The sequence below is a fragment of the Acidaminococcus sp. HCP3S3_H5 genome (assembly GCF_052122235.1).
GTDB lineage: Bacteria > Bacillota > Negativicutes > Acidaminococcales > Acidaminococcaceae > Acidaminococcus.
In genome coordinates, this window is record NZ_JBQKCS010000008.1 from 1 (window position 1) to 25,924 (window position 25,924).

Sequence of the window (25,924 nt, forward strand, 5' to 3'; positions counted from 1 at the left end):
CCCCTAGCTGTAGAGCCGCGTAGCGGCTCAAGTCTGGAGTCTGAAGTCTGGAGCCGAATGTTAAATTTGCATGCAAATTTTTGAATATGTAGAACCTTTGGACGAAATGATGGCTCAGATTGATTTCGATTCTGGTTTTACATAATCAAAAGGATCCGTCCAGCCAGGCGGATCCTGTCCTGAGGCTTCCGACTTCAGACTCCGGACTTCCGACTAAGGGGCTGCTGCCCAGGCAGCAGCCCCTTTTTTACAGACTATGTACCTCTTTCAATCCCTGGACCAGCCAGCTGCCCTGGGCATCCATGAACCCCCAGCCCTGCTTGCCCTTGGCCGGTGCCAGATGGCTTTCCCGGGCAGTCCGGACCAGCCCCGGCACCTTCCGGTTGGGGTTGGGCACCAGGAAGCCGCCCAACCGGCGGCCCGCCATTTGTACCATACGTTGACCCCAACGGCGTAGGGGTTCGCCGAAGGCAAACCCGTCCCGGCCGCCCGGAGGGCATGGCAAGAAGTCAGAAACGGCCCCAGGGGCCCGGCCGCCCTCTTTCATACTTTTTTTCTCCGGCCAGGTATGGTAGAGTAGTACTGACATAAGGAAAATCTTTTCAGAGGAGGACTGAAAATGTTTTGCATAAATTGTGGTACGAAACTGCCGGATGGGGCCAAATTCTGCTTTAACTGCGGGGCCAGGATGCCGGAAATGCCAAACGGTACGGTGCCGGAAAGTGCCCCGGCGGCAGACAAAGAGGCAGGGGCCTCGGCAGGCAGCACGGCCGCCCCAGAGGCTCCCGCCACATCCGGACAGCCCGTTGCAGAGACGGCCCCTGCACCTGTGGAGGAAACCCTGCCCGATGTGCCGGGCAGCCAGTGCGTCATCCTTTCCAAATATCACATCGATTTCCCCCGGCCTCTGGCCCTGCGGCGGCAGCTGTGGGCCTCCTTCAACCGGGAAGGGGCACGGCAGAGACGGCTTGTGGGCCGGTATATCCGGGAACACGTTGCGGTGGAGGAATACACGGACCCGGCTTCCCTGGTGGGGGACCTGACCAGGATCATCTTTAATGCCTGCGATCCTTCCATAGAGGCGGCGGTGGAAGTCCTGCTCAATCACGGCATTGATTTTATAAGCAAAAAAGATCTGGAAGACAGACTTTTTGAGCAGTACAAGAAAACAGAACTGGTTACCGGGCTGGCCGAAGACCAGGCGGTGATTGCCCGCTACCTGGAGCAGCTGGGGGAAGAAAAAGAGATGAACAAGGCCCATTGGCAGGGAGGCGGCTTCGGCATCACCGGAGCCATTACCGGTGCGGTGAAAGCCGGCATGCTCAACATGGCTTCTGACGGACTGAGCGCCCTGGGACGGGCTGTTACGGGCAATTCCTATTCAGACAGGGCCAAACGGTTCATCCGGCAGCGTCTGGACCGCCGGAATTACGGGAACCTGGGGGGGAATCTGGCGGACAACGTGATTTCCGTCTGGCTGGTCAACTACCTGATGGTGACCCTGACAGAGCATCACAAGCTCCCTCCCTTCAGCTTCCGGAACAAAGAAGTGGAGAGCCGGCTGGACAACATCGAGGTGATGATGGAAAAAGGCCGCTGCAGCAAAGAAACGGCTATGGAGACCCTTTGTGACTGCCTGACCCAGACTGCGGACAGTCTTTCCGTTTACCGGGCCATGGCGAAACTGGCCCCGGAGGCCATTCCGGATATCCTGAAAGTGGCGGATGCGGAAGGAGAGGGGCTTTCTCTGGCCGGGGATTTATGGAGCGGCCTCCATCAGAAAGGGAACATCCCTTTTCCCTATTGGGTGGACTGCCTGGGCATTGAAAAAGGCCAGGCCATCAGGACCCCGGGGGAAATGGCGGCTCTCCAGTATCTGATGCGGGAGTATCCGGAAGGGTATGAGGAAGAACGGGTTGTGCTGGTCAATGCCAGCGACCAGACCCTTCCCTTCTATCCGGAACTGGAACATGTTTCTTATTACGGGTTCGGTGACCATCTCCAGTTTGCCTATGAAGGGACGGAGCCCCTGGATTTTGCAGCCAAAAAGATCCGCTTCTATAATATCCGGTTTGCCCCGCCTTATGAGGCAGTGGCCGCGGCCCAGGTGGAAAATTTCAAAAAGGACGCCCGGAAGGCCCTGGACAAGGGAGACCGGCAGCAGGCGGCGGCCTCTTATCAGGCGGCTGCGGACATGGGGGACAGGGAAGCCATGTGCCGGTTGGGACTTGTGTGCCGGGATCTGGGGGACCCGGAAGAAGCGGCCCGATGGCTGAAGACGGCGGCAGAACTGGGGGATCCCAATGCGGCCTGGGAATTCTACCGGCAGAGTGTCCAAAACGGATCTCCGGAATACGACTACCTGTCCGCGGCGGCCAAATGGGGCCATGGGGAAGCCAATATGAAAGAGGGCGAACTCTATGAAACCGGGACGGAAATGGAAGACGGCCAGGACTTTGACAAGGCCGCAAAGTATTATGGGAAGGCTGCGGAACTGGGCGTAGAAGGGGCCGCAGAAGCCCTGGAACGGACCAACAAGGCACGCCATACCCCAGCCTTCCAGGAGGCCCTTTTCAAGAACTACCAAAAATACAAGGACAGTAACGAAGAAAGGGCCCTGGACTACCTTCGGCGCAGCGCGAAACTGGGATACGGGAAGGCCCGGGAAGTCCTTGCTGCCTGGGATCTGGAACAGGGGGCCCGGTTCCGGCAGGAAGAAGAAACGGACTGGCCGGAAGTCTGTGCCCTGTACCAGGAAGCGGCGGACTGTGGCAGTCCGGAAGGTTGTTGGGAACTGGCCCTTTTGAAAGAAAGCGGGAAAGGGACGGCTGTGGATCTGGCAGGGGCAGCCAGCTTGATCCGCCAGGCGGCTGAAAAGGGCGTTGGGCCGGCCTGTGCCCGGATGGGCCTGGAGGAAGCCAAAGCCGGTCATAAGGAGGCCGCCTTCCAGTGGTATCAGAAAGGGGCTGAGGCGAAGGATCCCCAGGCATGTCTCCAGGCAGGTCTGTGCCGGGAAAAGGGAACAGGCTGTGAAAAGGACCTGGAAAAAGCCCGGGACCTGCTGCGCACAGCCCTGGCCGGAAATCTGGCAGAAGCCCTGGCCCCTCTGCAGCAGGTGGACCTGGCCCTGGGGGACGCATTCCAGGCGGCAGGACGCGTTGAGGAGGCTCTGGCCTGTTATGAAGAGGCCGCAGCAGGAGAAAACGCCGAAGCCATGGTGAAGGCTGCGGGTATCCGGGGCAACCAGGATCTGGAAGACTGTTACGATTATGGGAAAGCCATGAGCTGGTATGAACGGGCGGCCGCTCTCCAGCCGGAAACGGAGGAAACGAAAACCGCCCGGATCTGTCTGAAGGCGGCCGGTGAATACTCGGAACTTCTGGCCTATCTGGAAAGCAAGTATGGGGCTCAGCTTGAAGGCAGCCATTACTATCTGGGGGACAATATCCCCGGAGCTCTTCTGGACAACGCCATGAAGGCCTACGGCAGCCGGCTGGGTGTGGACCGCTCTGAAGTCCTGCTGCTTTGTGATGCCTCCAACGCCCTGCTCTGGGGAAAGGGAAAGAAAGGGTTCCTTCTGACAGAGGAAGGGGATATCTTCACCTCCCAGGGCGGAAAAACCTTCGTGGATGATTTCTGCCGGGTCTTCCTGAACCAGGATCGTGCGCTCCAGAGTGACACGGGTTTTGTCCTTTGTACCTTTGAAGAAAGTGACTGCAGCAGTCTGGATGCCAATTTTGCCTCCTGGCTGTCAGAAGATGTGATCCTGTCCAAGGAAGAATACGATCTTGCCGAAGCCCACGGTGTTTTTGCCAATGAGGAAGAGAAAGACGAAGAGGAAGACAGAACAGAACCCTCCGGCAGCCAGGCGGCGGAGAAAGCCCGGCCTGCCGCTCAGGAGGCGCCCGCTGCCTCCGCTGACCACCCGGCCGCAGGTTTCTGTTCCCAATGCGGAGCACCGGCCAAACCGGGGGCCCGGTTCTGTTCCCATTGCGGTGCTCCTCTGGCAGTAGTGCGGTCTGCGGAAAAAGAGACCTCTTCAGAAGGAACTGACCGGGCAGCCCTCCTGGCCTTTGTACAGCAGCTGGCTCCCATGGCCAATAAAACCAATACCTATCTGTACTGTGCCCCTGATATCCCGCCCAAGAAGATGGCCAATGCCCTGTCCAGCTATGCCCAAAGCTATGGGCTGGATCCGAAGGATGTCCTTGTCCTTTGCGACAAAACCGTAAGGGGAACCGCCCGGGACGGCTTTCTCCTGACCTGGGATACCCTCATTTCCTCTGAAACGGGAGCCGTTCCCCTCAAAGAAATCGGCCGGATAGAACCGCCCACCAGCATGTGGAGCGGCAAAATAATCCTCCAGCCCGGGAACCGGAAATTCCTGAACATAGCCCGGGATGACGAACTGACAGCGTTCTGTGAAGGGCTGAACAAGCTGCTGAAGAGCAAGTAAAGAGGGCAGAGAGCAGAGCGTCAGGGCTTGGCAAACTGATGAAAACGTATTTCATCGATTGGCCGCACCCTGCAAAGACCAGGACCCTCCGGAGTATTGCGTTGTTATCGGTCCATGGACAACGGCGGCGTAGGGGTTCGCCGAAGGCAAACCCATCCCGGCCGCCCAAGGGGCCAAAACGTTCAAAGCCAGATGCCCGGCATCTGGCTTCCTATATCACGATATGTTATACTGTACACGGTGTTGTCTATACGGTAGGCGGTCAAATCTTGCCCCAGAGATGGGGTGGAGCCCTATGACGAAATACGATTTTTTTACCTTTTTGGTAATCCTCTTCGTGATTATCGTTGCAATTCGGGCATAAAGAAATCCGCCTCCAGCTTCCAACAGTAGGCGGATTTCTTTCCATACACTGCTATGGGGCTGACCGTCACCAGACAGCACCTTTTGTATTTTCATTATAACACAGATCCATAGGATTGCAAGGAGAACGGAGAACGAAAAGCGGCCAGCCGCTTTTCAGTCTCGCGCCAAAAGGAAACCATTTGCCGGGGCAAATGGACATGAGCTTACAGTCTCTGGTCACTAGTCTCCAGCCGATGGAAGGAACCCGCAGGGCGGGTTCCTGGGAATATCCGAAACCCGCAGGCCGGGAAGGGCGTGCCTGGGGCCCGCCCCTGCAGCGTCAGGGTCTGGCAAACCGATAACAACGTATTTCATCGATTGGCCGCACCCTGCAAAAACCAGGAACCTCCGGAGTATTACATTGTTATCGGTCCATGGACAACGAGGTTGTAGGGGTTTGCCAAAGGCAAACCCATCCCAGCCGCCCAGAGGGCAATACATTCAAAGCCAGATGCCCGGCATCTGGCCTCCAAAACGACAAACGATGAACCCGAAAAAAGCCGCCACCCGAAGGTGACGGCTGTCCTTTTTAAAAGTTGGTCGGGGCGACAGGATTCGAACCTGCGGCCTCTTAGTCCCGAACCAAGCGCGCTACCAAACTGCGCTACGCCCCGACAACACAAATAAATTATAGAGGGTCAGCGGCCATTTGTCAACTGTTCTTTGCCAAATTCCGGAAAAATTTTCAGCCGGATCTCGAAAGGCCGCTCCCAGGGCAGGTTTACGGCAAACTGGGCGTCCCGGAACCAGTACCGGGTCCCGACCTCTTCATAGTAGGGGAACTGGCGGCAGTACCACAGGAGCACCTGGTGGTAGATCCCCAGCTCCCGGGACAGGTAGCAGGTGGCGGCGTTGGGATAATCCCCGCCTTTTTCCGGGTCCACGCCGTTGAAGTCCTGGAGCTCCGCCATATGGGGACGGATCAGCTTCTGGTAGGCCCAGTCGTCCAGGAACCGGGCGTAGTTGAACCGGAAATTGGCGCTGTACAGGGCAGGAAGCTGGTCCTTGGGCAGCCGTTTTGCCTGGCCGGACACAATGGTCCCCTGGGCCACGGCGGTACCGATGGCGTTGGAGGCGGTGTTCCAGCCGGAATAGGACAGCAGCCGGGGCAGGGGCGTCCCGTTGGCCATGAGATGGGGCAGGATGCAGTCTCCGGCGGCGAACCGGGTGGACAGGTCCACCAGAGCCACCGGTTTCCGTTCCATCAGGCTTTTGATGTCTCCGGCGATCCTGGTATAGTCTTCGTCCTTTTCCCCGCCGCAGTGGATGTACAGGACGAAATCCGCCCCTTCCAGGGAACCGGTTTCCACCCCGTTGGCCAGTTTGATCTTTTCCTCCGCAATCTGCCCCAGGGTCAGGGGGACGAAATGGAGGGTGTAATCCTTCATGGCCGGGTCCCCGTAGAGCACTTTGATCCTGGGCCGGTATCCGGTGCGCCGGCTGTAGATCCTGGCAGCGGCCAGGGTGCCCAGTTCATCCGCCCCCTGGGAGGTGTAGATGGGGGGATGCAGGTCGTAGGCGTTGGGATAGGCCCCCGCGTTCAGCCGGTTGTAGTTGGGCAGGCCGTAGGGATGGGCATCGTCCTGGCCGATCACCAGGTCCGTCAGGTTCTCTTCGGTGACGAACTGGACCAGCTCCTCATTGAACCGGTCGTTGTCCCGGTACAGGGTGATGTACTTCCACTTCAGGTCCATAGGGATCAGGGCCTTGACTTCTTCGTATTTCTCCTTGTCGTAGGGCAGCCCCCGGATTTTCTTGTCCATGTTGATGGTCCAGGTCATAAGATGCCACTGGTACCACCGGTCCGGCAGCACATGGTCGCTGATCAGCAGACGGGGGATGATGGAATACAGGTAGAACTGCTTGTCCGGGTTGTCTTCCTTCAGGTCCTCCAGATAGGTGAAGAAATCCCCGGCTTTCCGGTCTGTCAGGGGCTCCATCCGGGAATGGAGCAGGCCTCCGAAGATCAGAAGGTCCGAAGAAAGGAGGGCCCCCTGCTGGCCGGGTATGATGCCGGTGAGCCAGGTTTTGAGCGCCGGGACCTTGGCCGGTTCGTCGTACCAGTCCATGATCTCATTGGGCGGAGCGGTGAAGCGGATGCCCCCCAGGGCCCCCAGTTCTTCGGTGAAATCCCGGCAGGGAGGCCGGTTGTCCAGAGGCAAAAGGGCCCAGTTTTCCGCAGCCGGCACCTCTCCGGGAGAAAAAACAGCCCCTCTGGGTGCCAGAGTATGATACAATACACCTGCGGCCATGGCTGCAGCGGCAAGAGCCAGAAGGGGTTTCTTCAGCTTCACGGGGGGATGCTCCTTTCACAGTATAATAATCTATTATAACGTACGGAAGAGGTTTTGTGTATGCGAATCATTACGGGAAAGGCCAGGGGACTGAAACTGGTGACCCCGAAGAACTATCTGGTGCGGCCTACAGCGGACCGGGTGAAGGAAGCCCTGTTCAACATCATCCAGAGCCGGATCCCCGGCAGCACCGTGCTGGACGCCTTTGCAGGCACCGGGAACCTGGGGCTGGAAGCCTGGAGCCGGGGAGCGGAACAGATCGTCTATTTCGACAAAAGCCGGGAGAGCCTGAAGCTGGTGAAGGCCAATGTGGAAAAGGCCCGGGCCGGGGAACAGGTGACCCTGATCCACACCGACGCGGTGAACGGTCTTGCCATGATGGCCCAGCAGGGAAAGGCCTTCGATGTGATTTTTTCGGATCCGCCCTATGACAAGGGTCTGAACCGGAAAGTGGTGGAGGCCCTGGAAAAATGGCCGGTGCTGAAGGAGGGCGGTCTCCTGGTGCTGGAACACTCCCTGGAGGAGGATCCGGCAGACTATCTGCCCCAGGGCACAGAATTCCGGCAGGAAAAGTACGGAGATACGAAAATCTCCCTAATAGTGTGGAAAAGCTGAACCGTTTTTGTTATAATGGTACGTAGCAAATCTGCTTCTCTTGGAGGTTCAACGTGCGTAAAGCGGTATGTCCGGGCAGTTTCGACCCGGTGACCATGGGACATCTGGATATTTTTGAACGGGCCAGCAAGATGTTTGATGAACTGATCATCAGCGTGTTCGTGAACCCGGCCAAGGACAAGGCCATGTTCTCCATGGAGGAACGGGTCTCCATGATCCGTCAGGCAACGGCCCACATCCCCAATGTGCGGGTGACATGTTTTTCCGGCCTGCTCAACGAATTCTGCGAAAAGAAAGGGGCCCGGTTCATTGTCCGGGGTCTCCGGGCGTTTACGGATTTCGAATACGAATTCCAGCGGGCGCTGCTCATGAAGGAAATCGATGAACAGCTGGAAACGGTGTTCATCATGACCAACGCCAAATATTCCTATCTCAGCTCTTCCGGAGTGCGGGAAATGGTCTATTTCGGCGGCGATATTTCCGGTTTTGTACCGGACTGCATCCGGGAGCAAGTGATGGCCCGGGGGAAACAATCTCTCAAACGGTAGGATCGAATACAAAAAGGAAGGAACGATGGTCATGGAATTGGATAAAATCTTGGACGAAATGGAAAGCATTCTGTCAGATGGCTGGAGGATCCCTCTTGTCAACAAGGTGATGATCGACGAAAACGAAATCACCATGGTGATGGACAAGCTGAGAGCGGCGGTGCCTCTGGAAGTGAAACGGGCCCATGACCTGCTGGAAGAACAGAAGAACATCATCGACAAGTCCCGGGCGGAAGCCGACCACATTGTGGAACAGGCCCATGCAGAAGGGGGACGGATTGTGGATCTGGCCAAGGCGGAAGCGGACCGTCTGGTGCGCCAGGAAGAAGTGGTGAAGGCTGCGGAAGAAAAAGCCAACGGGATCATCGCCACCACCCAGCAGTACGACCGGGATATGCGGGCGGCTGCAGATGCCTATGCGGAAAAGCTCCACAGCGAATCCATGCAGTACGCCATGGACGTGTTCAACTATCTGGAAGAAAACCTCACCAAGACCCTCAGTGCCGTACGGGACAACGGGAACGCCCTGAAATCCAGCTACGACGCCGACCACCAGCTGAACGCCGGGGACAAAGGGGAAGAAGAGAAATAAGGGACGCAACGGAAAAAGCCTGTTGTGCTGCTCAAGGCAGCATAACAGGCTTTTCTTTGTAATCCCGGTCCGTGATCTTTCCTTCGGTCACCAGCTGGTACAGGTCCTGGGCCCTCAGGTCCAGCTGGAGCTGGCGGCGGAAGGCGGGGGAGGGGGCCTTGGCCAGGGTGTCCTTCTGGATGGCGGTGAGAAGGGGGAGACGGGCGGTATGCTTCATGGCCCGGAGCAGCTGCCGTCCCCGGTCCGTGAACCCCAGCACCCGCAGGTACTGCGGCCCTTCCTGGGCCCCCTGGCGGAAAGGACAGTCCGGGCCGGACAGCAGGAACTGCCACAGGATCCGCCGGATCCGGGAAGGGGAATACCGCCGGGTGCGCACCTGGTCCACCAGCCCGTCAAAGCTGACCGCCCGCCGGCATTTCCAGATCCGGTCTTCCAGCCCTTCGGACACCTGGGTGAAGGCGGCCAGGTCCGCCGGGGACCCTTTTTCCAGAGCAAAGGCCAGCAGGGTATCCAGCCGGTCCTCCCGGGCTCCCAGGTCCAGCCCTGCCTGGCACCAGTCCCGGCACGGGGAACGGAGGGACGTGGGCAGGGCTTCTTCTGCAGCCCGGGTGAACCCCCGTTCCGCCACTTCCTTCCGGAAGGCGGTGGCACTGGGCCAGGTGCCTTTTTCCAGGGCGGCGCTGCCGTAAAGGGTCCCTTCCCGGCGGATGGGCAGGGGCTGGATCTCCGGGTGGCCCTTCAGGGCCTTCAGGTATTCCAGGGCCAGCAGGTTGTTGGACCCGGAAAAAAGTCCCTGATAGGCCAGGTTCCGCCGGCAGGCCAGCTGCTCCGCCGCCCCGGCATAGGAAAGGCCCCCGGAAAGGGCTGCTGCCCATTCACCCGGAGAAAAGTCCTCCCGGGCCAGCTGGAGCAGCAGCTTCGGGTCCCGGGCTTCGCAGCCAAAGGACAGGTGGGTCACAAGGCCGGTGGCGGCCAGGCTTTCCACCCCAAAGAAGGCGAACCCCTGGGCACTCTGGAGGCTCCCGGCCGCCGGCAGTTCCAGCACCAGGTCCACCCCGCCCAGGAGAGCCAGCCGGGTCCTGCGCCATTTGTCCCACAGGGGCAGTTCTCCCCGCTGGGTCAGGCTGCCGCTCATCACGGCAATGACGGGCACCGGGCCCAGCAGCGCCCGGGCGGCCTCCAGATGATGGCCGTGGCCCCGGTGAAAGGGATTGTATTCGGCCACCAGGCCGATGACAGAAGGTTGTTCCATAGCAGATCTCCAAATTTTTATTTTACAAATCCGTAAAACTTTGCTAACATATATTAGTATTATAGCATAAGCATAATACTGGTTTAAAATCAGTAGTCGATCAGGAGGCAATGTAATGAAGATTTTTGTTGTAAACTGCGGCAGCTCTTCCATCAAATATCAGCTGATTGATATGAAGGATGAATCTGTCATCGCTAAAGGTCTGGTAGAACGTATCGGCATCGAAGGCTCCGTTCTGACCCACACTCCCGCCGGCAAGGACAAGGTAAGACTGGAAAGCGCCATCCCCGACCATGTGGACGGCATCAAGAAGGTCCTGGCTGCTCTGGTTGACCCCAACCACGGCGTCATCAAATCCATGGACGAAATCGATGCTGTTGGCCACCGTGTGGTGCACGGCGGTGAAATCTTCAATGAATCCGTTGTGATTACCGATGAAGTGCTGAAACAGATCGAAGATCTCAGCGATATGGCTCCCCTGCATCAGCCGGCCAACGTTTCCGGTATCCGTGCCTGCCAGAAACTGATGCCCAACACCCCGCAGGTTGCCGTATTCGATACTGCATTCCATCAGACCATGCCTCCTGTGGCATATATGTTCGGCGTGAAATACGAAGAATACAAGGACTATGGCATCCGGAAATACGGCTTCCATGGGACTTCCCACAAATACGTGTCCGGGGTGGCTGCTCAGCTGCTGAAGAAGGACATCAAAGACACCAAGATCATCACCTGCCATCTGGGCAACGGTTCCAGCATCACCGCTGTGGACGGGGGCAAATCCGTGGATACTTCCATGGGCTTTACTCCTCTGGACGGCGTGCTGATGGGCACCCGTACCGGTTCCATCGACCCGGCTGTGGTTCCCGTGCTGATGCAGAAGAAGGGCCTGGATGCTGCCGGCGTTGACAAGTACATGAACAAGGAATGCGGCGTCCTGGGCGTTTCCGGCGTTTCCAGCGACTTCCGTGACCTGGAAGATGCTGCCGCCAAAGGCAACGAAAGAGCCCAGCTGGCCCTGGATATGTTCTGCTACCAGGTGAAACGGTACATCGGCGCTTATGCAGCTGCCATGGGCGGCGTTGACGCCATCGTGTTCACCGCCGGCGTAGGCGAAAACGACATCCATACCCGTCAGCAGGTTTGCGCAGGCCTGGAATTCCTGGGTGTGAAACTGGATGCTGACCGGAACAACGTACGGGGCAAAGTCACCGAAATCAGCGCCGCTGATTCCAAGGTGAAAGTATTCCTGATCCCCACCAACGAAGAACTGGCCATTGCCCAGGATACCCTGAGACTGTGCAGCAAATAAGATGATTTGGGCTTTTGCTTGACAAAGGCCGGTTTCATCGATATAATGTAACGGTTGATAATATGATTAAAATCAATGTAGCAGAAATCAAAAAAAGACTGACAGGGTCAGAATCTTTCCAGTACGACCTTGCCCCGTCCCAGTTGAACCTGACGCCGGAAGATGCCAGCTTGGAAGGGCACATCCTGGTGGAAGGGGAGATTTCCAACGGGGGAGACGTGCTCCTTCTCACCGCTAGGGAAAAGTTCGTCTGCCACGGCACCTGCGCCCGCTGTCTGAAAGATGTGCGGCTGGAGCTTACGGCCCAGGTGGAAGAACGGTATTATCCCGAAGGCACGGAAGGACTGGAAGAAGATGCCTTCACCTATCAGTTCGATATGGTTGATGTTACGGATGCTTTGAGAGAGTCCCTGCTCCTGGCCATCCCGGCCAGAGTCCTGTGCAAACCGGACTGCAAGGGGATCTGTCCGGTCTGTGGAGCGGACCGCAATGTGACGGAATGTCACTGCGATACCCATTCCATCGACCCCAGGTTGGAGGCTCTCAAGGCGTTGTTAGAGAAATAGCCTGAGATTAGGAGGTGTAACGATATGGCAGTACCGAAGAGAAAAATGTCCAAAGCCCGTCGGGATTCCCGCCGTGCCAACTGGAAACTGGCTGCTCCTGGCCTGGTTGAATGCCCTCAGTGCCACGAACTGAAGCGCCCGCACCACGTATGCACTGAATGCGGCTACTACGATGGCAAGGAAGTCGTGAAAGAAGACGAAGAATAAGGAACCCGGTCCGCCGGACCTTGAAAAGGACGCCGTCCCGAAAGGGGCGGCGTCCTTTTTTCTTCCCCTTCCTAAATCCTCCAAACTGGCTTATAATGATAGAATAGAAATGATTAAATCGATGCGAGGAGAGCAGCTATATATGAAATTCTTTATCGATACGGCCAACCTGGACGAGATCCGGGAAGCGGAGGCCATGGGGATCATCAGCGGGGTCACCACCAATCCTTCCCTGATTGCCAAGGAAGGCCGGGACTATGAGGAAACCCTCCGGGAAATCGCCCAGATTGTGGACGGCCCCATTTCCGGGGAAGTGAAGGCCAGCACCACCCTGGCCCGGGACATGGTGATGGAGGGCCGGGTGATCTCCCGGATCCATCCCAATATGGTGGTGAAGATCCCCATGACCCGGGAAGGCCTGAAAGCCGTGAAGATCCTGGCTTCCGAAGGGATCAAAACCAACGTGACCCTGGTCTTTTCCGCCACCCAGGCCATCCTGGCTGCCCGGGCCGGTGCCACCTACGTATCTCCTTTCCTGGGGCGGCTGGACGACATTTCCACCGACGGCACCCGGCTGATCAAGGAAGTGATGGAGATCTTCCGTCTCTACCCGGACATTACCACCAAGGTGATCTGCGCCTCCATCCGGCATCCCATGCATGTGGTGGAATGTGCCAAAACGGGAGCGGACATTGCCACGGTGCCCTACAAGGTGCTGATGCAGATGGTCCAGCATCCTCTCACCCGGACGGGCATCGAGAAGTTCTGTCAGGATTTCGAAGCGGTGTTCGGCCGGTAAACTATGAACAACCTGTAAATTCTGTAACAGACCACCCGGTCAAGACTTGTATTTTGCCCCTGCTCTGGTATAATAGGTGTAAGTGTTATGACTAGGTACTAAAAGTAGGTGGTAGAATGGGTTCTGTGGGACAGAAAAAGGCAAGACAGCAGCGTCTGCAGCAGCTGCTGGCCAGGAATCCGTTCCTGACCGACGAGCATCTGGCCGAAACCTTTCAGGTGAGCATCCAGACCATCCGGCTGGACCGGCTGGCCCTGGGGATCCCGGAACTCCGGGAGCGTACCCGTCATATGGCGGAGGACGCCCAGGAAAAACTGAAAGCCATTACCAGCGAGGACATCGTCGGGGAACTGATCGACCTGGAAATCGGGGTCAGCGGCATCTCCATGATGACGGTGGACCGGGAAATGGTGCTGCAGAAAACCGGTGTCTGCCGGGGACAGTACATGTTCGCCCAGGCCAATTCCCTGGCTCTGGCGGTGATCGATGCCCCTGCGGCCCTCACCGGGGTGGCCAATGTAAAGTACAAAATCCCTGTGACCGTGGGAGCCATTCTGGTGGCAAGAGCCGAAGTGGTCCGGAAACAGGAAGACAAATATACCATATGGGTGAAGATCAGGAACAACCACAAGGAAGTGTTCCGTGCCAAGTTCCTGATTGTCGCCATTCCGGAACAAAGGAGCCAAGAAGATGAAAATCGCAGTTGACGTAATGGGCACTGACTATGGCCCTGCCGAGATCATCAAAGGGGTGCTTCAGGCGGTTGACGAATATGGCTGCGACGTGGTGCTGGTGGGGGATCAGGAAGTGATCCGCCAGGAACTGGCCCGGGAACATCAGGAAAACAATCCCCGGGTAACCATCCATCATGCCAGCCAGGTCATCGAAATGAAGGACCATCCGGGAATCAGCGTAAAGAAGAAACGGGATGCCTCCATTGTGGTGGCTACCCATCTCCTCCACGAAAAGGAATGTGACGCCTTGGTGTCCTCCGGCAGTACCGGTGCCGCAGTGGCTTCCGCCCTGTTCGGCCTGGGACGGATCCGGGGCATCGAACGGCCGGCCATTGCCACGGTGATCCCCAATGTGAAGGGGGCCACGGTACTGGTGGATTCCGGCGCCAAGGTGGATGCCAAACCGGAACAGCTGGTCCAGAACGCCATCATGGGGTCCATTTATGCGGAACTCCAGCTGGGGATCCCCCAGCCCCGGGTGGGCCTTCTGAACATCGGGGAAGAAGAGACCAAGGGCAATGAACAGTGCCTGGCCACCTATCCTTTGCTGAAACAGGACTCTCACATCCATTTCATCGGCAATGTGGAAGGCCGGGACATCAACAAAGGCACTGTGGACGTGGTAGTCTGCGACGGCTTTGTGGGCAACGTGGTGTTAAAGACCATGGAAGGCCTGGCCAGCGCCGTTATGGAGATCCTGAAAAAGACCCTGATGGAAAGCGGCATCTTTGCCAAACTGGGAGCCCTGCTTATGAAGCCGGCGCTCCTGCGGATGAAAAAACAGATGGATGCATCGGAATACGGCGGCGCCCTGCTTATGGGTGTCCGGGCTCCCTTCATCATCTGCCACGGCAGTTCCAAGGCCAAAGCCATCAAGAACGCCGTACGGGTGGCCATTGAGCTGACCCAGAAAGACGTGGTGGGACGGATCCGCCAGGAAATCATGCACGACGAAGAAAGTGGTGAATTATAAATGACGAAACCTGCAGTGGGCTTTTTGGGCATGGGGTACTATGTGCCGGAAAAAGTCCTGACCAACTTTGATCTGGAAAAAATGGTGGATACCAGCGATCAGTGGATCGTGGAACGGACCGGGATCCGGGAACGGCACATTGCCGCTCCGGACCAGGCAACCTCTGATCTGGCCTTTATCGCGGCCCAGCGGGCTCTGGAAGACGCCGGGATCACCGCCGACCAGCTGGACCTGATCGTGGTGGGCACGGAATCTCCGGACATGAAGTTCCCTTCCGTAGCCTGCATCCTTCAGAACAAACTGGGAGCCTCCCATGCGGCGGCTTTTGACTTGGCTGCCGGCTGCTCCGGCTTTGTGTACGCCTGCGGCATTGCCAGCCAGACCATCGCCAGCGGCATGTACAAACACGTGCTGGTGGTAGGAGCGGAAACCCTTTCCCGGATCCTCAACTGGCAGGACCGGAACACCTGCATCCTCTTCGGGGATGGGGCCGGTGCCGCAGTTCTGGGACCGGTGGAAGAAGGCTACGGCATCCTGTCCGTTGACCTGGGGGCCAACGGGGCCGGGGGCCAGTACCTGACCATGCCTGCCGGGGGATCCCGGAAGCCGGCCAGCGAGGAAACCGTGGCCAACCACGAACACTGCATCCACATGGTGGGCAAGGAAGTGTTCAAGTTTGCCGTGAAGGTCATGGGCCACAGCGCCCTGGCCGCTTTGGAAAAGGCCGGCATGGGCAAGGAGGACATCGATCTTTTGATTCCCCACCAGGCCAACCAGCGGATCATCGATTCTGCTGCCAAACGGCTGAAGCTGTCCACGGACAAGATTTTCGTAAACCTGGAAAAATACGCCAATACATCCGCTGCATCCATTCCCATTGCCCTTTGCCAGGCACGGGATGCAGGACGGATCCATAAAGGAGAGAACGTGGTGATGGTGGGCTTTGGCGCCGGCCTCACCTATGGTTCTCTGGTAGTGAAATGGCAAAAAGATGAGGAGGCCAGAGCATGAGTAAAATTGCTTTTGTGTTCCCGGGACAGGGGTCCCAGACCGTAGGCATGATGAAGGAACTGTACGACAACTACGCCTGCGTCCGTGAAGTATTCAAGGAAGCCGATGAAGCACTGGGCTTTTCCATGACGGATCTGTGCTTCAAAGGGCCGGAAGACCAGCTGCGGCTCACCTACAACACCCAGCCTGCCATCCTGACCTGCAGCATTGCAGCCATGAAGGTGCTGAACGAAAACGGGGTGTTCCCGGCTGTGGCCGCCGGTCACAGCCTGGGTGAATATTCCGCTCTGGTGTGCGCCGGTTCCCTGAAATTCGCCGATGCAGTGCGCACGGTGCGGAAACGGGGCCAGTTCATGCAGGAAGCAGTTCCTGTGGGCCAGGGGGCCATGGCCGCCATCATTGCCCTGGATACCGCCAAGATCCGGGAGATCTGCGCTGACATCCAGGAAAAACGGAACGAAGCAGTACAGCCGGTGAACTTCAACTGCCCGGGTCAGGTGGTCATCGCCGGGGCCACGGAAGCTGTAAAAGAGGCTTGCGAAGCCTTAAAGGCCGCCGGTGCCAAACGGGCCATCATGCTGCCGGTAAGCGCTCCTTTCCACAGCACCCTGATGCAGCCGGCTGCAGACCGTCTGAAGGAAGTGCTGGACGGCATCGAAGTGGCTGACGCCAAGATCCCGGTGATCGCCAACGTCACCGCCCGTCCCGAACAGAAAGGGGACGAAATCCGTCAGGTACTGGTGAAACAGGCTGCCAGCCCGGTACTCTGGGAAGACAGTGTCCGGTACATGATGGAAAACGGCGTGGATACCTTCATCGAAGTGGGACCTGGCAAGGTGCTCACCGGTTTCGTCAAGAAAATCGACCGTTCCTACACCGGCCAGAACGTGGAAGACCTGGCCAGTTTGGAAAAAACCCTTGCTTATTTAAAGGAGGTCAGATAAAATGACTTTAGTCGGGAAAGTGGCGCTGGTTACCGGCGGCTCCCGGGGCATCGGCCGTGCCATTGCCCTGAAGCTGGCGGAAAACGGAGCTGACGTAGCCATCAACTATGCCGGCAATACCGCTGCAGCAGAAGAAGTCAAGACGGCCATCGAACAGATGGGCCGGAAGGCTCTCCTGGTCCAGGGCAGCGTAGCCGATACCGACGGTGTCCAGACCATCGTGAACACGGTGGTGAAGGAACTGGGCCGTCTGGACATCCTGATCAACAACGCGGGGATCACCCGGGACGGGCTCCTGATGCGCATGAAGGAAGCGGACTGGGACGATGTGATGCACACCAACCTGAAAGGGGTGTACAATTGCTCCAAGGCCGTCCTGCGCACCATGATGAAGCAGAGAAGCGGCCGGATCGTGAACATGGCCTCCGTAGTGGGGGAAATGGGGAACGCCGGTCAGACCAACTATGCGGCTGCCAAAGCCGGGGTCATCGGCTTCACCAAGAGCCTGGCCAAGGAAGTGGCTTCCCGGGGCATTACGGTCAATGCCATTGCTCCTGGCTTCATTGCCACGGATATGACCAGTGTGCTCACCGACGACCAGAAGGCCGAAATGGCACGGACCATCCCTTTGGGACGGGCCGGCCAGCCTGAAGATGTTGCCAATGCAGTCCTTTTCCTCGTCTCCGAGGGGGCTGCTTATATAACCGGCCAGGTTTTAAATGTGGACGGTGGCATGGTAATGTAGTATCATTATATGTTAGAGGATTGGAAGGAGGTGAACTGGAATGAGCGAACAGAGCACTTTTGAAAAAGTAAAGGCCATCACCGTTGATCAGCTGAGCGTTGCTCCTGAAGACGTAAAAATGGACTCTACTTTTATCGATGACTTGGGAGCTGATTCTCTGGACATTGTGGAACTGATCATGGCTTTCGAAGAGGAATTCAACACTGAAATCCCCGACGATGTGGCCGAAAAGATCCGCACCGTAAGAGACGCAGTCGAACTGTTGGATAAAGAAGGCAAATAATAGCATCCCATTATTTTCGGAAGGCCCTGCAACAGGGGCTTTCCGAACTTTATCCATGATCTTATGATCTGAAATGGGGGATTTTTGTTGAAAGTGCCAGTGCTGAAGATTGGTGAAAAAGTAGCAACTATGCCTATCGTCCAAGGCGGTATGGCCATACGCTTGTCCACGGCGCGTTTGGCAGCTTCAGTGGCCAATGAAGGCGGTGTGGGTCTGATCGCTGCTTCTGGTCTGCCCTTCGATGAGCTGCGCAAGGAAATCCGTCTTGCCCGGAAATTATCCAATGGCAAGGGAATGATTGGCATCAATGCCATGGTAGCCGCCCGGGAGTTTAAGGGTCTCATTACAACTGCGGCCCAGGAGAAAGTCGATCTGATTGTGGCCGGGGCTGGCTTTTCCAGAGATATGTTTTCTGTCGGCAAGGAATATAATGTTCCCATTGTGCCGATTGTATCCTATGCCAAACTGGCAAAGATTGCGGAACGGCTCGGTGCTTCCGCCGTTGTGGTGGAAGGGACTGAAGCAGGGGGCCATTTGGGGACCCAGCGTTCCATCAAAGATATCCTGCCGGAAATCCTTTCGGTGGTGAAGATTCCGGTCATTGCGGCTGGTGGCGCTGTCACCGGCAAAGATGCGGCGGAATTGCTGAAAATGGGTGCCAGTGGCGTCCAGATGGGCAGCCGGTTTGCTGCCAGTGAGGAGTCCAACGGGTCTCCTTTCTTAAAACAATTTTATTTGAAAATGACCCAAGATGACGTGGTTCAAATAGATAGTCCGGTAGGATTCAAGGGCCGTGCCGTGCTGACGCCTTTTTCCAAGGCTGTGCTGGAAGGCCATCCTCTGAAACCCACCACCTGCGACAGCTGCCTGAAGCACTGCTCCCGCAGCTTCTGTATCATCCGGGCTCTGACCCGGGCCCAACAGGGAGATCTGGAAACAGGTCTGGTGTTTACCGGAGCCAACATGTGGAAAATTAAAGAAATCCTTCCCGTCCATGAAATCTTCAGACGGATCCGGGAAGACTGGGACAATATTGAGTAGAGGTGATCCTTTTGAAACGAAGAGTGGTTGTGACCGGCCTCAGTGCGATTACGCCCATTGGCATCGGTAAAGAAGCATTCTGGAACAGCCTGATGGAAGGCAAATCCGGTATCGGTCTGATTACCCAGTTCGATACTACTGATTTTAACTGCAAAATCGCCGGGGAAGTAAAGGATTTTGACTTTGCGGATTACGGCGACAAAAAAGAAGGCAAACGGATGGACCGGGTGACCCAGTTCGCCGTGGCCTGTGCCAAAATGGCAGTGAAAGATTCTGCCCTGGACCTGGATAAGGAAGATGCAGACCGGATCGGCGTGTGCGTAGGCACCGGCATCGGCGGCATCCATACCTTCCTGGATGCGGCCACCAAGCTGGTCTCCAAGGGACCTGGCCGGATCAGCCCCTTCTTCATTCCCATGGAAATCCCCAACATGCCGGCAGCTCAGATCGCCATCGATCTGAAGGTGAAAGGCCCCAACACGGCCATTGTCACCGCCTGCTCCACCGGTTCTGACTGCATCGGGGACGCCCTCCGGACTATCCAGTACGGAGATGCGGACGTGATGCTGGCCGGGGGTACCGAAGCGGCCATTTCTCCCATTGCCGTGGCCGGGTTCGACAACATGAAAGCCCTGTCCCGGAACAACGAAGCTCCGGAAAAGGCCTCCTGCCCCTTCGACAAGAAGCGGAGCGGCTTTGTCATGGGCGAAGGCGCAGGGATCATCGTCCTGGAAGAACTGGAACATGCCAAGGCCCGTGGGGCTCAGATCTATGCAGAACTGGTGGGCTACGGCCACAACAGTGATGCCTACCATATCACCGCTCCGGATCCGGAAGGGGATATGCAGGTGAAATGCATGGAAATGGCCATCAAAGACGCCGGCCTGACTCCGGCTGACATTGACTATGTGAATGCCCACGGCACCAGCACCCACCGGAACGATCTGAACGAAACCAACTGCTGCAAGCGGGTGTTCGGAGACCGGGCCAAGGATGTGCCCATCAGCTCCATCAAATCCATGACCGGCCATCTCCTGGGCGGTGCCGGCGGCGTGGAAGCCGTGGCTACGGTACTGACCATCAAAAACGGCATGATCCCTCCCACCATCAACTATGAGGATGTGGATACGGAAGAAGGCCTGGATCTGGACTACGTGCCCAATGTGGCCCGGAAAGCCGATGTGAAGGTGGCTCTGTCCAACAACTTCGGTTTCGGCGGTCACAACGCCATCCTGTGCTTCAAAAAGTACGAAGACTAAGGGGCTCCCGGTACCATGGAGGAACAGCGTCAGAAAGAGCTGGAAGGGCTCTGCCGCCAGCTGGGCATGGTCATGAAAGACCTGCACCTGCTGGATATGGCACTGACCCATACGTCCTATGCCTATGAGTCCAAGAAGAATCCCCGGCCCCAGCACAATCAGCGGCTGGAGTTTTTGGGGGATTCGGTGCTGAGCCTGGTGGTCAGCACCCATATCTACAAAACCTGTCCCCAGATGGACGAAGGGGAGCTGTCCAAGCTCCGGGCCTTCCTGGTATGCGAGGAGACCCTGGCCCAGCTGGCCACGGAAAACCATCTGGGAGACCATCTGCTCCTGGGCAAGGGGGAAATCAATCTGGATGGGGAGGAGAATCCCTCCATCCTGGCCGATGCCTTTGAAAGCGTCCTGGGAGCCTATTACCTGGACCAGGGTTTTGCCAAGGTGACGGAGCTTTTGGGACGGCTGCTGATCAACCGGATCCCGGAGCTGACTGCCGACGGTATTGACCGGGATTACAAGACCCGGCTCCAGGAAGTGGTGCAGAAAGACGGCCCGGTGGAAATCGACTATGAGCAGGTTTCCGCAGAAGGCCCCAGCCACAACCGGACCTTCGTCATGCGCGTCCTGGTGAACCAGGAAGAGCGGGGCAGAGGCCGGGGAAGAACCAAAAAAGAAGCCGAACAGCGGGCTGCCAGAGAGGCCCTGAAGGCTTGCAAATGAGATAAAAAAATACCGCGCAGATGCGCGGTATTTTTTTATCTCATTCTGTTTCCTTCCGCCTTCTTCTTGTTTTCATACATGACCGCATCGGCCCGGAGAAATACATGGAGAAAGTTGATGTCGTTTTCCGGATCGTAGGCGCTGAATCCGGAGGCAAAGGCCAGCTGGTCCCAGGGCCGGTCATCCTCATAGTTCCGTTTCCGGTTCCAGGGCTTCAGCTGGGACAGGATGGCCTCCCGGTTGCTGTAGTCCTGGTTCTGGAGGATTACCACGAATTCGTCCCCGCCTACCCGGTACACCGGGCTGTGCTTGAACAGGTCGCAGATGTATTTCACCGTCCGCAGGAGCAGATCGTTACCCCGGGCGTGACCGTATCGGTCATTGACTCCTTTCAGGTCGTTCACATCCACCATCAGCACTCCAAAGGGAGGAACCTGGGCCGGATCCTTCCGGATCAGCCGGTCCAGTTCCTGGACCTTTAGCTGGTAAGCCCGGGTGTTCTTCACCTGGGTCAGGTTGTCTTCCAGGGCCTGGTTTTCCAGCCGGTCCACCATTTCCTTCATTCGCAGCATGGTCTGGTCCATGTTCCGGGCCAGATCTCCCACCTCATCCTTCTGGGTGCTGTGGAGCAGGGTGTCATATTTCCCCTGGCCCATCCGCCGGGCGGCTTCGTCGATTTCCTTCAAAGGCTGGATGATCCGGTTGGCTCCGGCAATGGCCATGCCGGAGGTAATGAGCCCGAAGAACACCATCAGGAACAGGTTCCGTCCGTAGGAAATCCGCCGTTCCTCATAAATCTCCTCATCCGGAGCGATGATCCCCAGATTCATGCTGTTCCGCAGGGTAATAAAGGCCAGTTCCTTCTCCTGGCCCTTGTAGTGGTAGCTCAGCAGCTGGTCGTCGGAGTCCCGGCCTTTCAGCACTTCCGCATAGGGTTCCAGGCCGAAATCTTTCAGGGTGGTGGGAGCTCCCTCCGGATAATCCGGATGGTAGTACAGCTCTCCCTCATTAGAGAACAGCACGGCATAGCCGCTTTCGTAGATCCTGGTATCCCGGATCATGGAAATCAGGGTGTCCATCCGGATGCTCAGGCCCACAAAACCCACAAACTGCTGGTTCTTGTAAACCGGTACTACATAGGAGATCCGCCGGACTGCGAAATTGTGGTCATTGTAAGGCGGGCGCCATACAGGCTGGCCGTCTTTCCGCAGATCCTGGAAGAACTTCCGGAAATGCCGGTCCTTGTAGAAATACTGTCCCATTTCCTCAGGGGTGTGGGGTACATAGGCTTTCCGTTCCGGATCCCAGGTGTACCAGAATCCGTTGGGGTGGCCGGTATATTCACTGTTGAACTGGAGATAATACCCAAAAATGGTGGAAGAACTTTCCGCCGACAGATGGAACTGTTTTTCCAGATAATCCAGGATCTGCTGCTGGACAGCCGGGTCCCTCAGGGCTCCGGAATCGTCAATATCCGCTTCCAGGGAACGGGCCAGGGCATCGGTCATGTCCTTGGCCTCCGTCAGGGTGCTCTGGATGGGGGCCGAAGTCCGCTGGGCCTGCCAGTTCAGGCTCATGGTGGCGATCCGGGTGGAAGTAGTAGTGACAGTCTGCAGGTCCAGGAACCCCATGATCAGCACCAGGGACACGGTAATCCCCAGGATGATCAGCAGGAACTGGGACCGGAGACTGCGGAATTTGATCCACACAGTACAAATACGCTCCTTTATACAGAATTATTAAAAGCAAAAGCCGGCTGTTTCCGTGACAGCCGGCTGGGGAATCCTAAAAAAGAGAGCAGTTCTCTGCAGCTGGCTGCCATTTTACAGGCCCTTATAGCTTTGCGTCGCTGGATTTCTCCAGGTTTGCCAAATGTTTTTCTTGTTTTTTGATATTAATTATTATTATAAAGGATGAATGCTCATTTGTCCATACCCATGTTGAACAGGGTCAGCGGGCTGCGTCTCCTTCAATGGACCGTTTCAGCTGGTACATGGCCTCATCCGCCCGGCGGAACACTTCTTCGAAAGACGTATCCGTCCCTGCCAGATATTCCGCATGGCCGGCAGAGAAAGAAATCTGTTCCCAGGGCTTTTCCAGGGTATAGTCCCGTTTTCGGAGATAGGGGAGGAGCTGCTGCCACAGGGCTTCCCGGTTGGCATAATCCCCATGCCGGAGCAGCACCAGGAATTCGTCTCCGCCGATCCGGTACACCGGACTGTGCTGGTACAGCTGGCAGATGGTTTTGGAAGTCAGCTGGATCACCACATTGCCTTTTTCGTGGCCGTAGGTGTCATTGACCCCTTTCAGTCCGTTCAGGTCCACCATCACCACCCCGAAGGCCAGCTGGTTCAGGGGATCGGAAATTTCCCGGTTCAGTTCCAGTACCTGCTTTTCAAAGGCGGATACATTCTTCACTCCGGTGAGTTTGTCCTGGAAGGCTTCCGTCTTCAGATCCCGGACCATGATTTTCATCAGGTCCATGGTCCGGTTCATGTTCTTGGCCAGGATGCCGATTTCGTCCCGGGAAGATTCCTTGATGGGGACGTCATAATTTCCCCGGCCCATCCGGGAGGCCGCTTCGTTGATCTCCTCCAGGGGCCGTAGGATCCGGTTGGCCAGGTAGATGGCGATGGCGGAGGTGATGATGGCAAACAGCAGCAGCAGGAAAAAGGCCCGGTAAATGGCCTCCTTCTGGAAGGCGTAAATCTCGTTTCCCGGAGCCACCACCCCCAGTTTCATGCCATTGGCCAGGGTGGTAAAGGCCAGCTGTTTCTTTTTCCCCTGATAAGACACCGGAATGGTGCGGGAACCAGTATCATGCTGGCGGAACACATCCGGCGAGTGGTCCAGGCCAAAATCCTTCAGGGTGGTGATCTGGGTCCCTTTTGCATAGTTGGGGTGATAGTACAGGACTCCAGTGTCGGAAAACAACAGGGCATATCCGCTGTCATAGATCCGCACATTTTTCACCTGATCCACCAGGTTGACCATCCGGATATCGATGCCCACCAAAGCCACACATCGCCGGTTGACGAAAACCGGCTTTACATAGGAAATCAGCAATGGGCCGCCTTCCCGGTTCCGATAGGGTGGGATCCACTGGGGAGAAAGACTTTCCAGAGGGCCATAATACCAACGGTACATTTCCTCCAGCATTGGGTTGGAAGATTTTCGGGGATGGGAAAAAGGCTGCTCTTCAAAAACTGGCTGGTCGTTTTTCCGTTTGTACCAGAACCCGTCAGACGCCTGGATCAGGTCTTCATTGAAATGGATGTAGAACCCATCGATAATGGGAATGGTGTCCGCCGCTGCTTCAAACCGGCGGCGGATCCGTTCCTTTCGGTCTTCCCGGAAGTCCGGGTCCTGGACCTGGGAAATGGTGGTAAAATCCTGCTGGACCGTGCCTGCAATGAAATCCACCGCATCCTGGGTCTTGATCAGCATACGGTTCAGGCTGCCGGCGGTTTTCTGGGTCTGCCAGTTGAGTCCGGTATTGGCCACTTCCGTGGAATAGATGTTGATGCTCCGGATGTTCATCATCCCCATGATCAGGGTCAGCACAACGGTGATGGCCACAATGACGATGGTGAGTTGAAGACGGAGACTGCGGATTTTAGCCATGACGGATACACCTCGAAAAAAGTATACTCCCCTCAGCCAGGAGAAGCGTTGCATAAAGTTACCTGTTTATTCATTATAAGAAAAGAAGGGAGATTTGTCCACTCGGGTATTTTCCTGGTGGGGGTCAACAAGTTCCTGGCGAAACCTTCATCGCAGTATGGTTATGCAGCAAAGTGACGAGTACGGGACCGTAGGGAGCGCAGGCCCGGCTCCCCGCCATATACTCTTGAACGGAAAAAACGGTGTATTCTGTTTCAAAATCAATTTGCAAAAAATGATTTCCATCGGCTGCTGACCGTTGACCGCCGACAAAAAAAGACTGCCGCGGAAGCGACAGTCTTTTTTCTTGCCAGCAATTATTTCACTTCGTGGATCCAGCCTTCCGGACCTTCGATTTCGCCCATCTGGATGCCTCTCAGGGTCTTGTACAGCTTGGTCAGCACAGGGCCCATTTTTTCCATCCCGCTGGGGATGCAGATTTCCTTGCCGTGGTCCACAACCTTGCCCACCGGGCAGATAACGGCAGCGGTGCCGCACAGGCCGGCTTCGGCAAAATCAGCCACTTCAGCGAATTTCACTGGACGGTGTTCCACTTTCATACCCAGCATATCCGTTGCGATGGTGATCAGAGAACGGCGGGTAATGGAGGGCAGGATGGAGTCGGATTTCGGGGTGACCAGGGTGCCGTCTTTCTTGACGAACAGGAAGTTGGCGCCGCCGGTTTCTTCCACGTAGGTCCGGGTTGCCGGATCCAGGTACATGTTTTCATCAAAGCCGTTGTTGTGGGCGGTGATGTAAGCATGGAGGCTCATGGCGTAGTTCAGGCCAGCCTTGATGTGGCCGGTGCCTCGGGGTGCCGCACGGTCAAAGTCGGACACGCAGATGGTGATGGGCTTTACGCCGTTTTTGAAGTAGTTGCCCACAGGAGTCCCGAACAGACGGAACTGGTATTCATCGGAGGGTTTCACCCCGATCACCGGGCCGGTGGCAAACAGGTAGGGACGCAGGTACAGAGCGCCGCCGCTTTCAAAAGGAGGAATGTAGTCTTTGTTGGCCCGGACCACTTCGTCCACGGCTTCCATAAACATTTCTTCAGATACAGGAGGCATTTCCAGCCGTTTGGCGGAATCAATCATCCGTTTTGCATTCTGGTCAGGACGGAAGGTAACCGTACGGCCGTCTTTGGTCTTGTAGGCTTTCAGCCCTTCGAATACTTCCTGACAGTATTGCAGGATGCCGGCACATTCATTGAGAACCACGTTGGCGTCACCGGTCAGGCCGCCTTTGCCCCATTTGCCATCCTTGTAGTTGGCAACATACCGCTGGGCAATGGGCTGATAAGCGAATCCCAGTTTGGACCAATCGATGTTTACATTAGACATACAAACCCCTCATTTCTTTCCTATAGATCTGCTATAGATTATGTTACAAAAATGAATTTTGTATACCTCAATATATTACTCACTTGCAATGGGTTTGTCAATGAAATAGTAAAAATTCCGCTGACCTGCACACGAAAGTTGAACCATTTGGTACAATAGAAA

General features: G+C 56.5%; 23 protein-coding genes, 1 tRNA gene, 1 pseudogene and 1 riboswitch. Of the genes and pseudogenes, 18 read left to right on the forward strand and 7 right to left on the reverse strand.

Annotation, left to right across the window (positions count from 1 at the left end):
* Window positions 1-247: 247 nt before the first annotated feature.
* The gene (locus ACTQY5_RS09990) at window positions 248-436 is read right to left on the reverse strand and encodes a hypothetical protein (RefSeq protein ID WP_441369156.1); all 189 of its coding nucleotides are present in this window, start codon (window positions 434-436) and stop codon (window positions 248-250) included.
* A 183-nt stretch (window positions 437-619) separates the two neighbouring features.
* On the opposite strand from ACTQY5_RS09990, the pseudogene ACTQY5_RS09995 reads away from it, so the two are divergent.
* Both ACTQY5_RS09995 and ACTQY5_RS10000 read left to right on the forward strand, forming a co-directional pair.
* Window positions 620-682, forward strand: a pseudogene (locus tag ACTQY5_RS09995) (zinc-ribbon domain-containing protein); the annotation flags it as partial.
* A 15-nt stretch (window positions 683-697) separates the two neighbouring features.
* Complete coding sequence (locus tag ACTQY5_RS10000; protein ID WP_441369187.1) at window positions 698-4,456, forward strand: zinc-ribbon domain-containing protein; 3,759 nt, start codon at window positions 698-700, stop codon at window positions 4,454-4,456.
* A gap of 942 nt (window positions 4,457-5,398) precedes the next feature.
* Here the strand turns inward: ACTQY5_RS10000 and ACTQY5_RS10005 are convergent.
* Window positions 5,399-5,475 (reverse strand) — tRNA-Pro (locus tag ACTQY5_RS10005).
* Between the two features lie 24 nt (window positions 5,476-5,499).
* Window positions 5,500-7,155: a DUF4127 family protein gene (locus ACTQY5_RS10010; RefSeq protein ID WP_441369157.1), complete on the reverse strand. Its 1,656-nt coding sequence runs from the start codon at window positions 7,153-7,155 to the stop codon at window positions 5,500-5,502.
* 60 nt (window positions 7,156-7,215) lie between these two features.
* Here ACTQY5_RS10010 and rsmD point away from each other — a divergent pair, with 60 nt between their 5' ends.
* Genes rsmD through ACTQY5_RS10025 form a run of 3 tightly spaced genes read left to right on the forward strand, consistent with a single transcriptional unit; the run spans window position 7,216 to window position 8,910 of the window.
* Window positions 7,216-7,770 carry a 16S rRNA (guanine(966)-N(2))-methyltransferase RsmD gene (gene rsmD, locus ACTQY5_RS10015; protein WP_022487438.1) on the forward strand — a complete coding sequence of 185 codons (555 nt, stop codon included), beginning with the start codon at window positions 7,216-7,218 and terminating at the stop codon, window positions 7,768-7,770.
* A gap of 53 nt (window positions 7,771-7,823) precedes the next feature.
* Window positions 7,824-8,318, forward strand: coding sequence for a pantetheine-phosphate adenylyltransferase (gene coaD, locus ACTQY5_RS10020; RefSeq protein ID WP_022487439.1), 495 nt, complete (start codon window positions 7,824-7,826; stop codon window positions 8,316-8,318).
* A gap of 31 nt (window positions 8,319-8,349) precedes the next feature.
* Window positions 8,350-8,910: a hypothetical protein gene (locus ACTQY5_RS10025; protein ID WP_022487440.1), complete on the forward strand. Its 561-nt coding sequence runs from the start codon at window positions 8,350-8,352 to the stop codon at window positions 8,908-8,910.
* A gap of 31 nt (window positions 8,911-8,941) precedes the next feature.
* On the opposite strand, the gene ACTQY5_RS10030 is transcribed toward ACTQY5_RS10025, so the two are convergent.
* A complete protein-coding gene (locus ACTQY5_RS10030) occupies window positions 8,942-10,162 on the reverse strand; it encodes a tRNA(Met) cytidine acetate ligase (protein ID WP_308664205.1) in 1,221 nt (406 codons plus the stop codon).
* Window positions 10,163-10,277: 115 nt separating this feature from the next.
* Here ACTQY5_RS10030 and ACTQY5_RS10035 point away from each other — a divergent pair, with 115 nt between their 5' ends.
* The 13 genes from ACTQY5_RS10035 (at window position 10,278) to rnc (ending at window position 20,756) form a co-directional block, all read left to right on the forward strand.
* A complete protein-coding gene (locus tag ACTQY5_RS10035; protein ID WP_022487579.1) occupies window positions 10,278-11,474 on the forward strand; it encodes an acetate/propionate family kinase in 1,197 nt (398 codons plus the stop codon).
* 62 nt (window positions 11,475-11,536) lie between these two features.
* Window positions 11,537-12,040: a YceD family protein gene (locus tag ACTQY5_RS10040; protein ID WP_022487578.1), complete on the forward strand. Its 504-nt coding sequence runs from the start codon at window positions 11,537-11,539 to the stop codon at window positions 12,038-12,040.
* A gap of 24 nt (window positions 12,041-12,064) precedes the next feature.
* The gene (gene rpmF, locus ACTQY5_RS10045; RefSeq protein WP_012938743.1) at window positions 12,065-12,247 is read left to right on the forward strand and encodes a 50S ribosomal protein L32; all 183 of its coding nucleotides are present in this window, start codon (window positions 12,065-12,067) and stop codon (window positions 12,245-12,247) included.
* A gap of 142 nt (window positions 12,248-12,389) precedes the next feature.
* Window positions 12,390-13,046 carry a fructose-6-phosphate aldolase gene (fsa, locus tag ACTQY5_RS10050; protein WP_022487577.1) on the forward strand — a complete coding sequence of 219 codons (657 nt, stop codon included), beginning with the start codon at window positions 12,390-12,392 and terminating at the stop codon, window positions 13,044-13,046.
* Between the two features lie 116 nt (window positions 13,047-13,162).
* Entirely contained in the window at window positions 13,163-13,753 is a 591-nt protein-coding gene (fapR, locus tag ACTQY5_RS10055) for a transcription factor FapR (RefSeq protein ID WP_022487576.1), read from the forward strand.
* Window positions 13,737-14,753, forward strand: coding sequence for a phosphate acyltransferase PlsX (gene plsX / locus ACTQY5_RS10060; protein WP_308664206.1), 1,017 nt, complete (start codon window positions 13,737-13,739; stop codon window positions 14,751-14,753). The genes fapR and plsX overlap by 17 nt, the downstream gene beginning before the upstream one ends.
* On the forward strand, window positions 14,754-15,764 hold the full coding sequence (locus ACTQY5_RS10065) for a beta-ketoacyl-ACP synthase III (protein ID WP_022487574.1): 1,011 nt from the start codon (window positions 14,754-14,756) through the stop codon (window positions 15,762-15,764). It abuts the gene before it with no gap.
* Complete coding sequence (gene fabD, locus ACTQY5_RS10070; protein WP_302574851.1) at window positions 15,761-16,708, forward strand: ACP S-malonyltransferase; 948 nt, start codon at window positions 15,761-15,763, stop codon at window positions 16,706-16,708. The genes ACTQY5_RS10065 and fabD overlap by 4 nt, the downstream gene beginning before the upstream one ends.
* Before the next feature lies 1 nt (window position 16,709).
* Window positions 16,710-17,453, forward strand: a complete 744-nt coding sequence (gene fabG, locus ACTQY5_RS10075) for a 3-oxoacyl-[acyl-carrier-protein] reductase (RefSeq protein ID WP_022487572.1) — start codon at window positions 16,710-16,712, stop codon at window positions 17,451-17,453.
* A gap of 40 nt (window positions 17,454-17,493) precedes the next feature.
* Complete coding sequence (locus ACTQY5_RS10080; RefSeq protein WP_012938736.1) at window positions 17,494-17,736, forward strand: acyl carrier protein; 243 nt, start codon at window positions 17,494-17,496, stop codon at window positions 17,734-17,736.
* An 87-nt stretch (window positions 17,737-17,823) separates the two neighbouring features.
* Complete coding sequence (locus tag ACTQY5_RS10085) at window positions 17,824-18,777, forward strand: NAD(P)H-dependent flavin oxidoreductase (protein ID WP_022487571.1); 954 nt, start codon at window positions 17,824-17,826, stop codon at window positions 18,775-18,777.
* 11 nt (window positions 18,778-18,788) lie between these two features.
* Window positions 18,789-20,036, forward strand: coding sequence for a beta-ketoacyl-ACP synthase II (fabF, locus tag ACTQY5_RS10090; protein WP_317423070.1), 1,248 nt, complete (start codon window positions 18,789-18,791; stop codon window positions 20,034-20,036).
* Window positions 20,037-20,051: 15 nt separating this feature from the next.
* Window positions 20,052-20,756 (forward strand): ribonuclease III, encoded by a 705-nt coding sequence (gene rnc, locus ACTQY5_RS10095; RefSeq protein WP_154487314.1) that lies wholly within the window; start codon window positions 20,052-20,054, stop codon window positions 20,754-20,756.
* Window positions 20,757-20,791: 35 nt separating this feature from the next.
* Here rnc and ACTQY5_RS10100 read toward each other — a convergent pair whose 3' ends face one another.
* The 3 genes from ACTQY5_RS10100 to ACTQY5_RS10110 form a co-directional block, all read right to left on the reverse strand.
* Window positions 20,792-22,465 (reverse strand): sensor domain-containing diguanylate cyclase, encoded by a 1,674-nt coding sequence (locus tag ACTQY5_RS10100; protein WP_441369158.1) that lies wholly within the window; start codon window positions 22,463-22,465, stop codon window positions 20,792-20,794.
* A 94-nt stretch (window positions 22,466-22,559) separates the two neighbouring features.
* Window positions 22,560-22,636: riboswitch (cyclic di-GMP riboswitch) on the reverse strand.
* A gap of 70 nt (window positions 22,637-22,706) precedes the next feature.
* Complete coding sequence (locus ACTQY5_RS10105) at window positions 22,707-24,380, reverse strand: sensor domain-containing diguanylate cyclase (RefSeq protein ID WP_441369159.1); 1,674 nt, start codon at window positions 24,378-24,380, stop codon at window positions 22,707-22,709.
* 356 nt (window positions 24,381-24,736) lie between these two features.
* On the reverse strand, window positions 24,737-25,762 hold the full coding sequence (locus ACTQY5_RS10110) for a branched-chain amino acid aminotransferase (RefSeq protein ID WP_288310628.1): 1,026 nt from the start codon (window positions 25,760-25,762) through the stop codon (window positions 24,737-24,739).
* Window positions 25,763-25,924 lie beyond the last annotated feature (162 nt).

Coding starts and splice junctions, on each gene's coding strand:
- fabD (WP_302574851.1), top strand. CDS start 15,761: ATGAGTAAAATTGCTTTTGTGTTCCCGGGACAGGGGTCCCAGACCGTA.
- ACTQY5_RS10080 (WP_012938736.1), top strand. CDS start 17,494: ATGAGCGAACAGAGCACTTTTGAAAAAGTAAAGGCCATCACCGTTGAT.
- rsmD (WP_022487438.1), top strand. CDS start 7,216: ATGCGAATCATTACGGGAAAGGCCAGGGGACTGAAACTGGTGACCCCG.
- ACTQY5_RS10035 (WP_022487579.1), top strand. CDS start 10,278: ATGAAGATTTTTGTTGTAAACTGCGGCAGCTCTTCCATCAAATATCAG.
- ACTQY5_RS10065 (WP_022487574.1), top strand. CDS start 14,754: ATGACGAAACCTGCAGTGGGCTTTTTGGGCATGGGGTACTATGTGCCG.
- rnc (WP_154487314.1), top strand. CDS start 20,052: ATGGAGGAACAGCGTCAGAAAGAGCTGGAAGGGCTCTGCCGCCAGCTG.
- fapR (WP_022487576.1), top strand. CDS start 13,163: ATGGGTTCTGTGGGACAGAAAAAGGCAAGACAGCAGCGTCTGCAGCAG.
- ACTQY5_RS09990 (WP_441369156.1), bottom strand. CDS start 436: ATGGTACAAATGGCGGGCCGCCGGTTGGGCGGCTTCCTGGTGCCCAAC.
- ACTQY5_RS10025 (WP_022487440.1), top strand. CDS start 8,350: ATGGAATTGGATAAAATCTTGGACGAAATGGAAAGCATTCTGTCAGAT.
- rpmF (WP_012938743.1), top strand. CDS start 12,065: ATGGCAGTACCGAAGAGAAAAATGTCCAAAGCCCGTCGGGATTCCCGC.
- fabG (WP_022487572.1), top strand. CDS start 16,710: ATGACTTTAGTCGGGAAAGTGGCGCTGGTTACCGGCGGCTCCCGGGGC.
- fsa (WP_022487577.1), top strand. CDS start 12,390: ATGAAATTCTTTATCGATACGGCCAACCTGGACGAGATCCGGGAAGCG.
- ACTQY5_RS10105 (WP_441369159.1), bottom strand. CDS start 24,380: ATGGCTAAAATCCGCAGTCTCCGTCTTCAACTCACCATCGTCATTGTG.
- ACTQY5_RS10030 (WP_308664205.1), bottom strand. CDS start 10,162: ATGGAACAACCTTCTGTCATCGGCCTGGTGGCCGAATACAATCCCTTT.
- plsX (WP_308664206.1), top strand. CDS start 13,737: ATGAAAATCGCAGTTGACGTAATGGGCACTGACTATGGCCCTGCCGAG.
- ACTQY5_RS10110 (WP_288310628.1), bottom strand. CDS start 25,762: ATGTCTAATGTAAACATCGATTGGTCCAAACTGGGATTCGCTTATCAG.
- ACTQY5_RS10040 (WP_022487578.1), top strand. CDS start 11,537: ATGATTAAAATCAATGTAGCAGAAATCAAAAAAAGACTGACAGGGTCA.
- ACTQY5_RS10000 (WP_441369187.1), top strand. CDS start 698: ATGCCAAACGGTACGGTGCCGGAAAGTGCCCCGGCGGCAGACAAAGAG.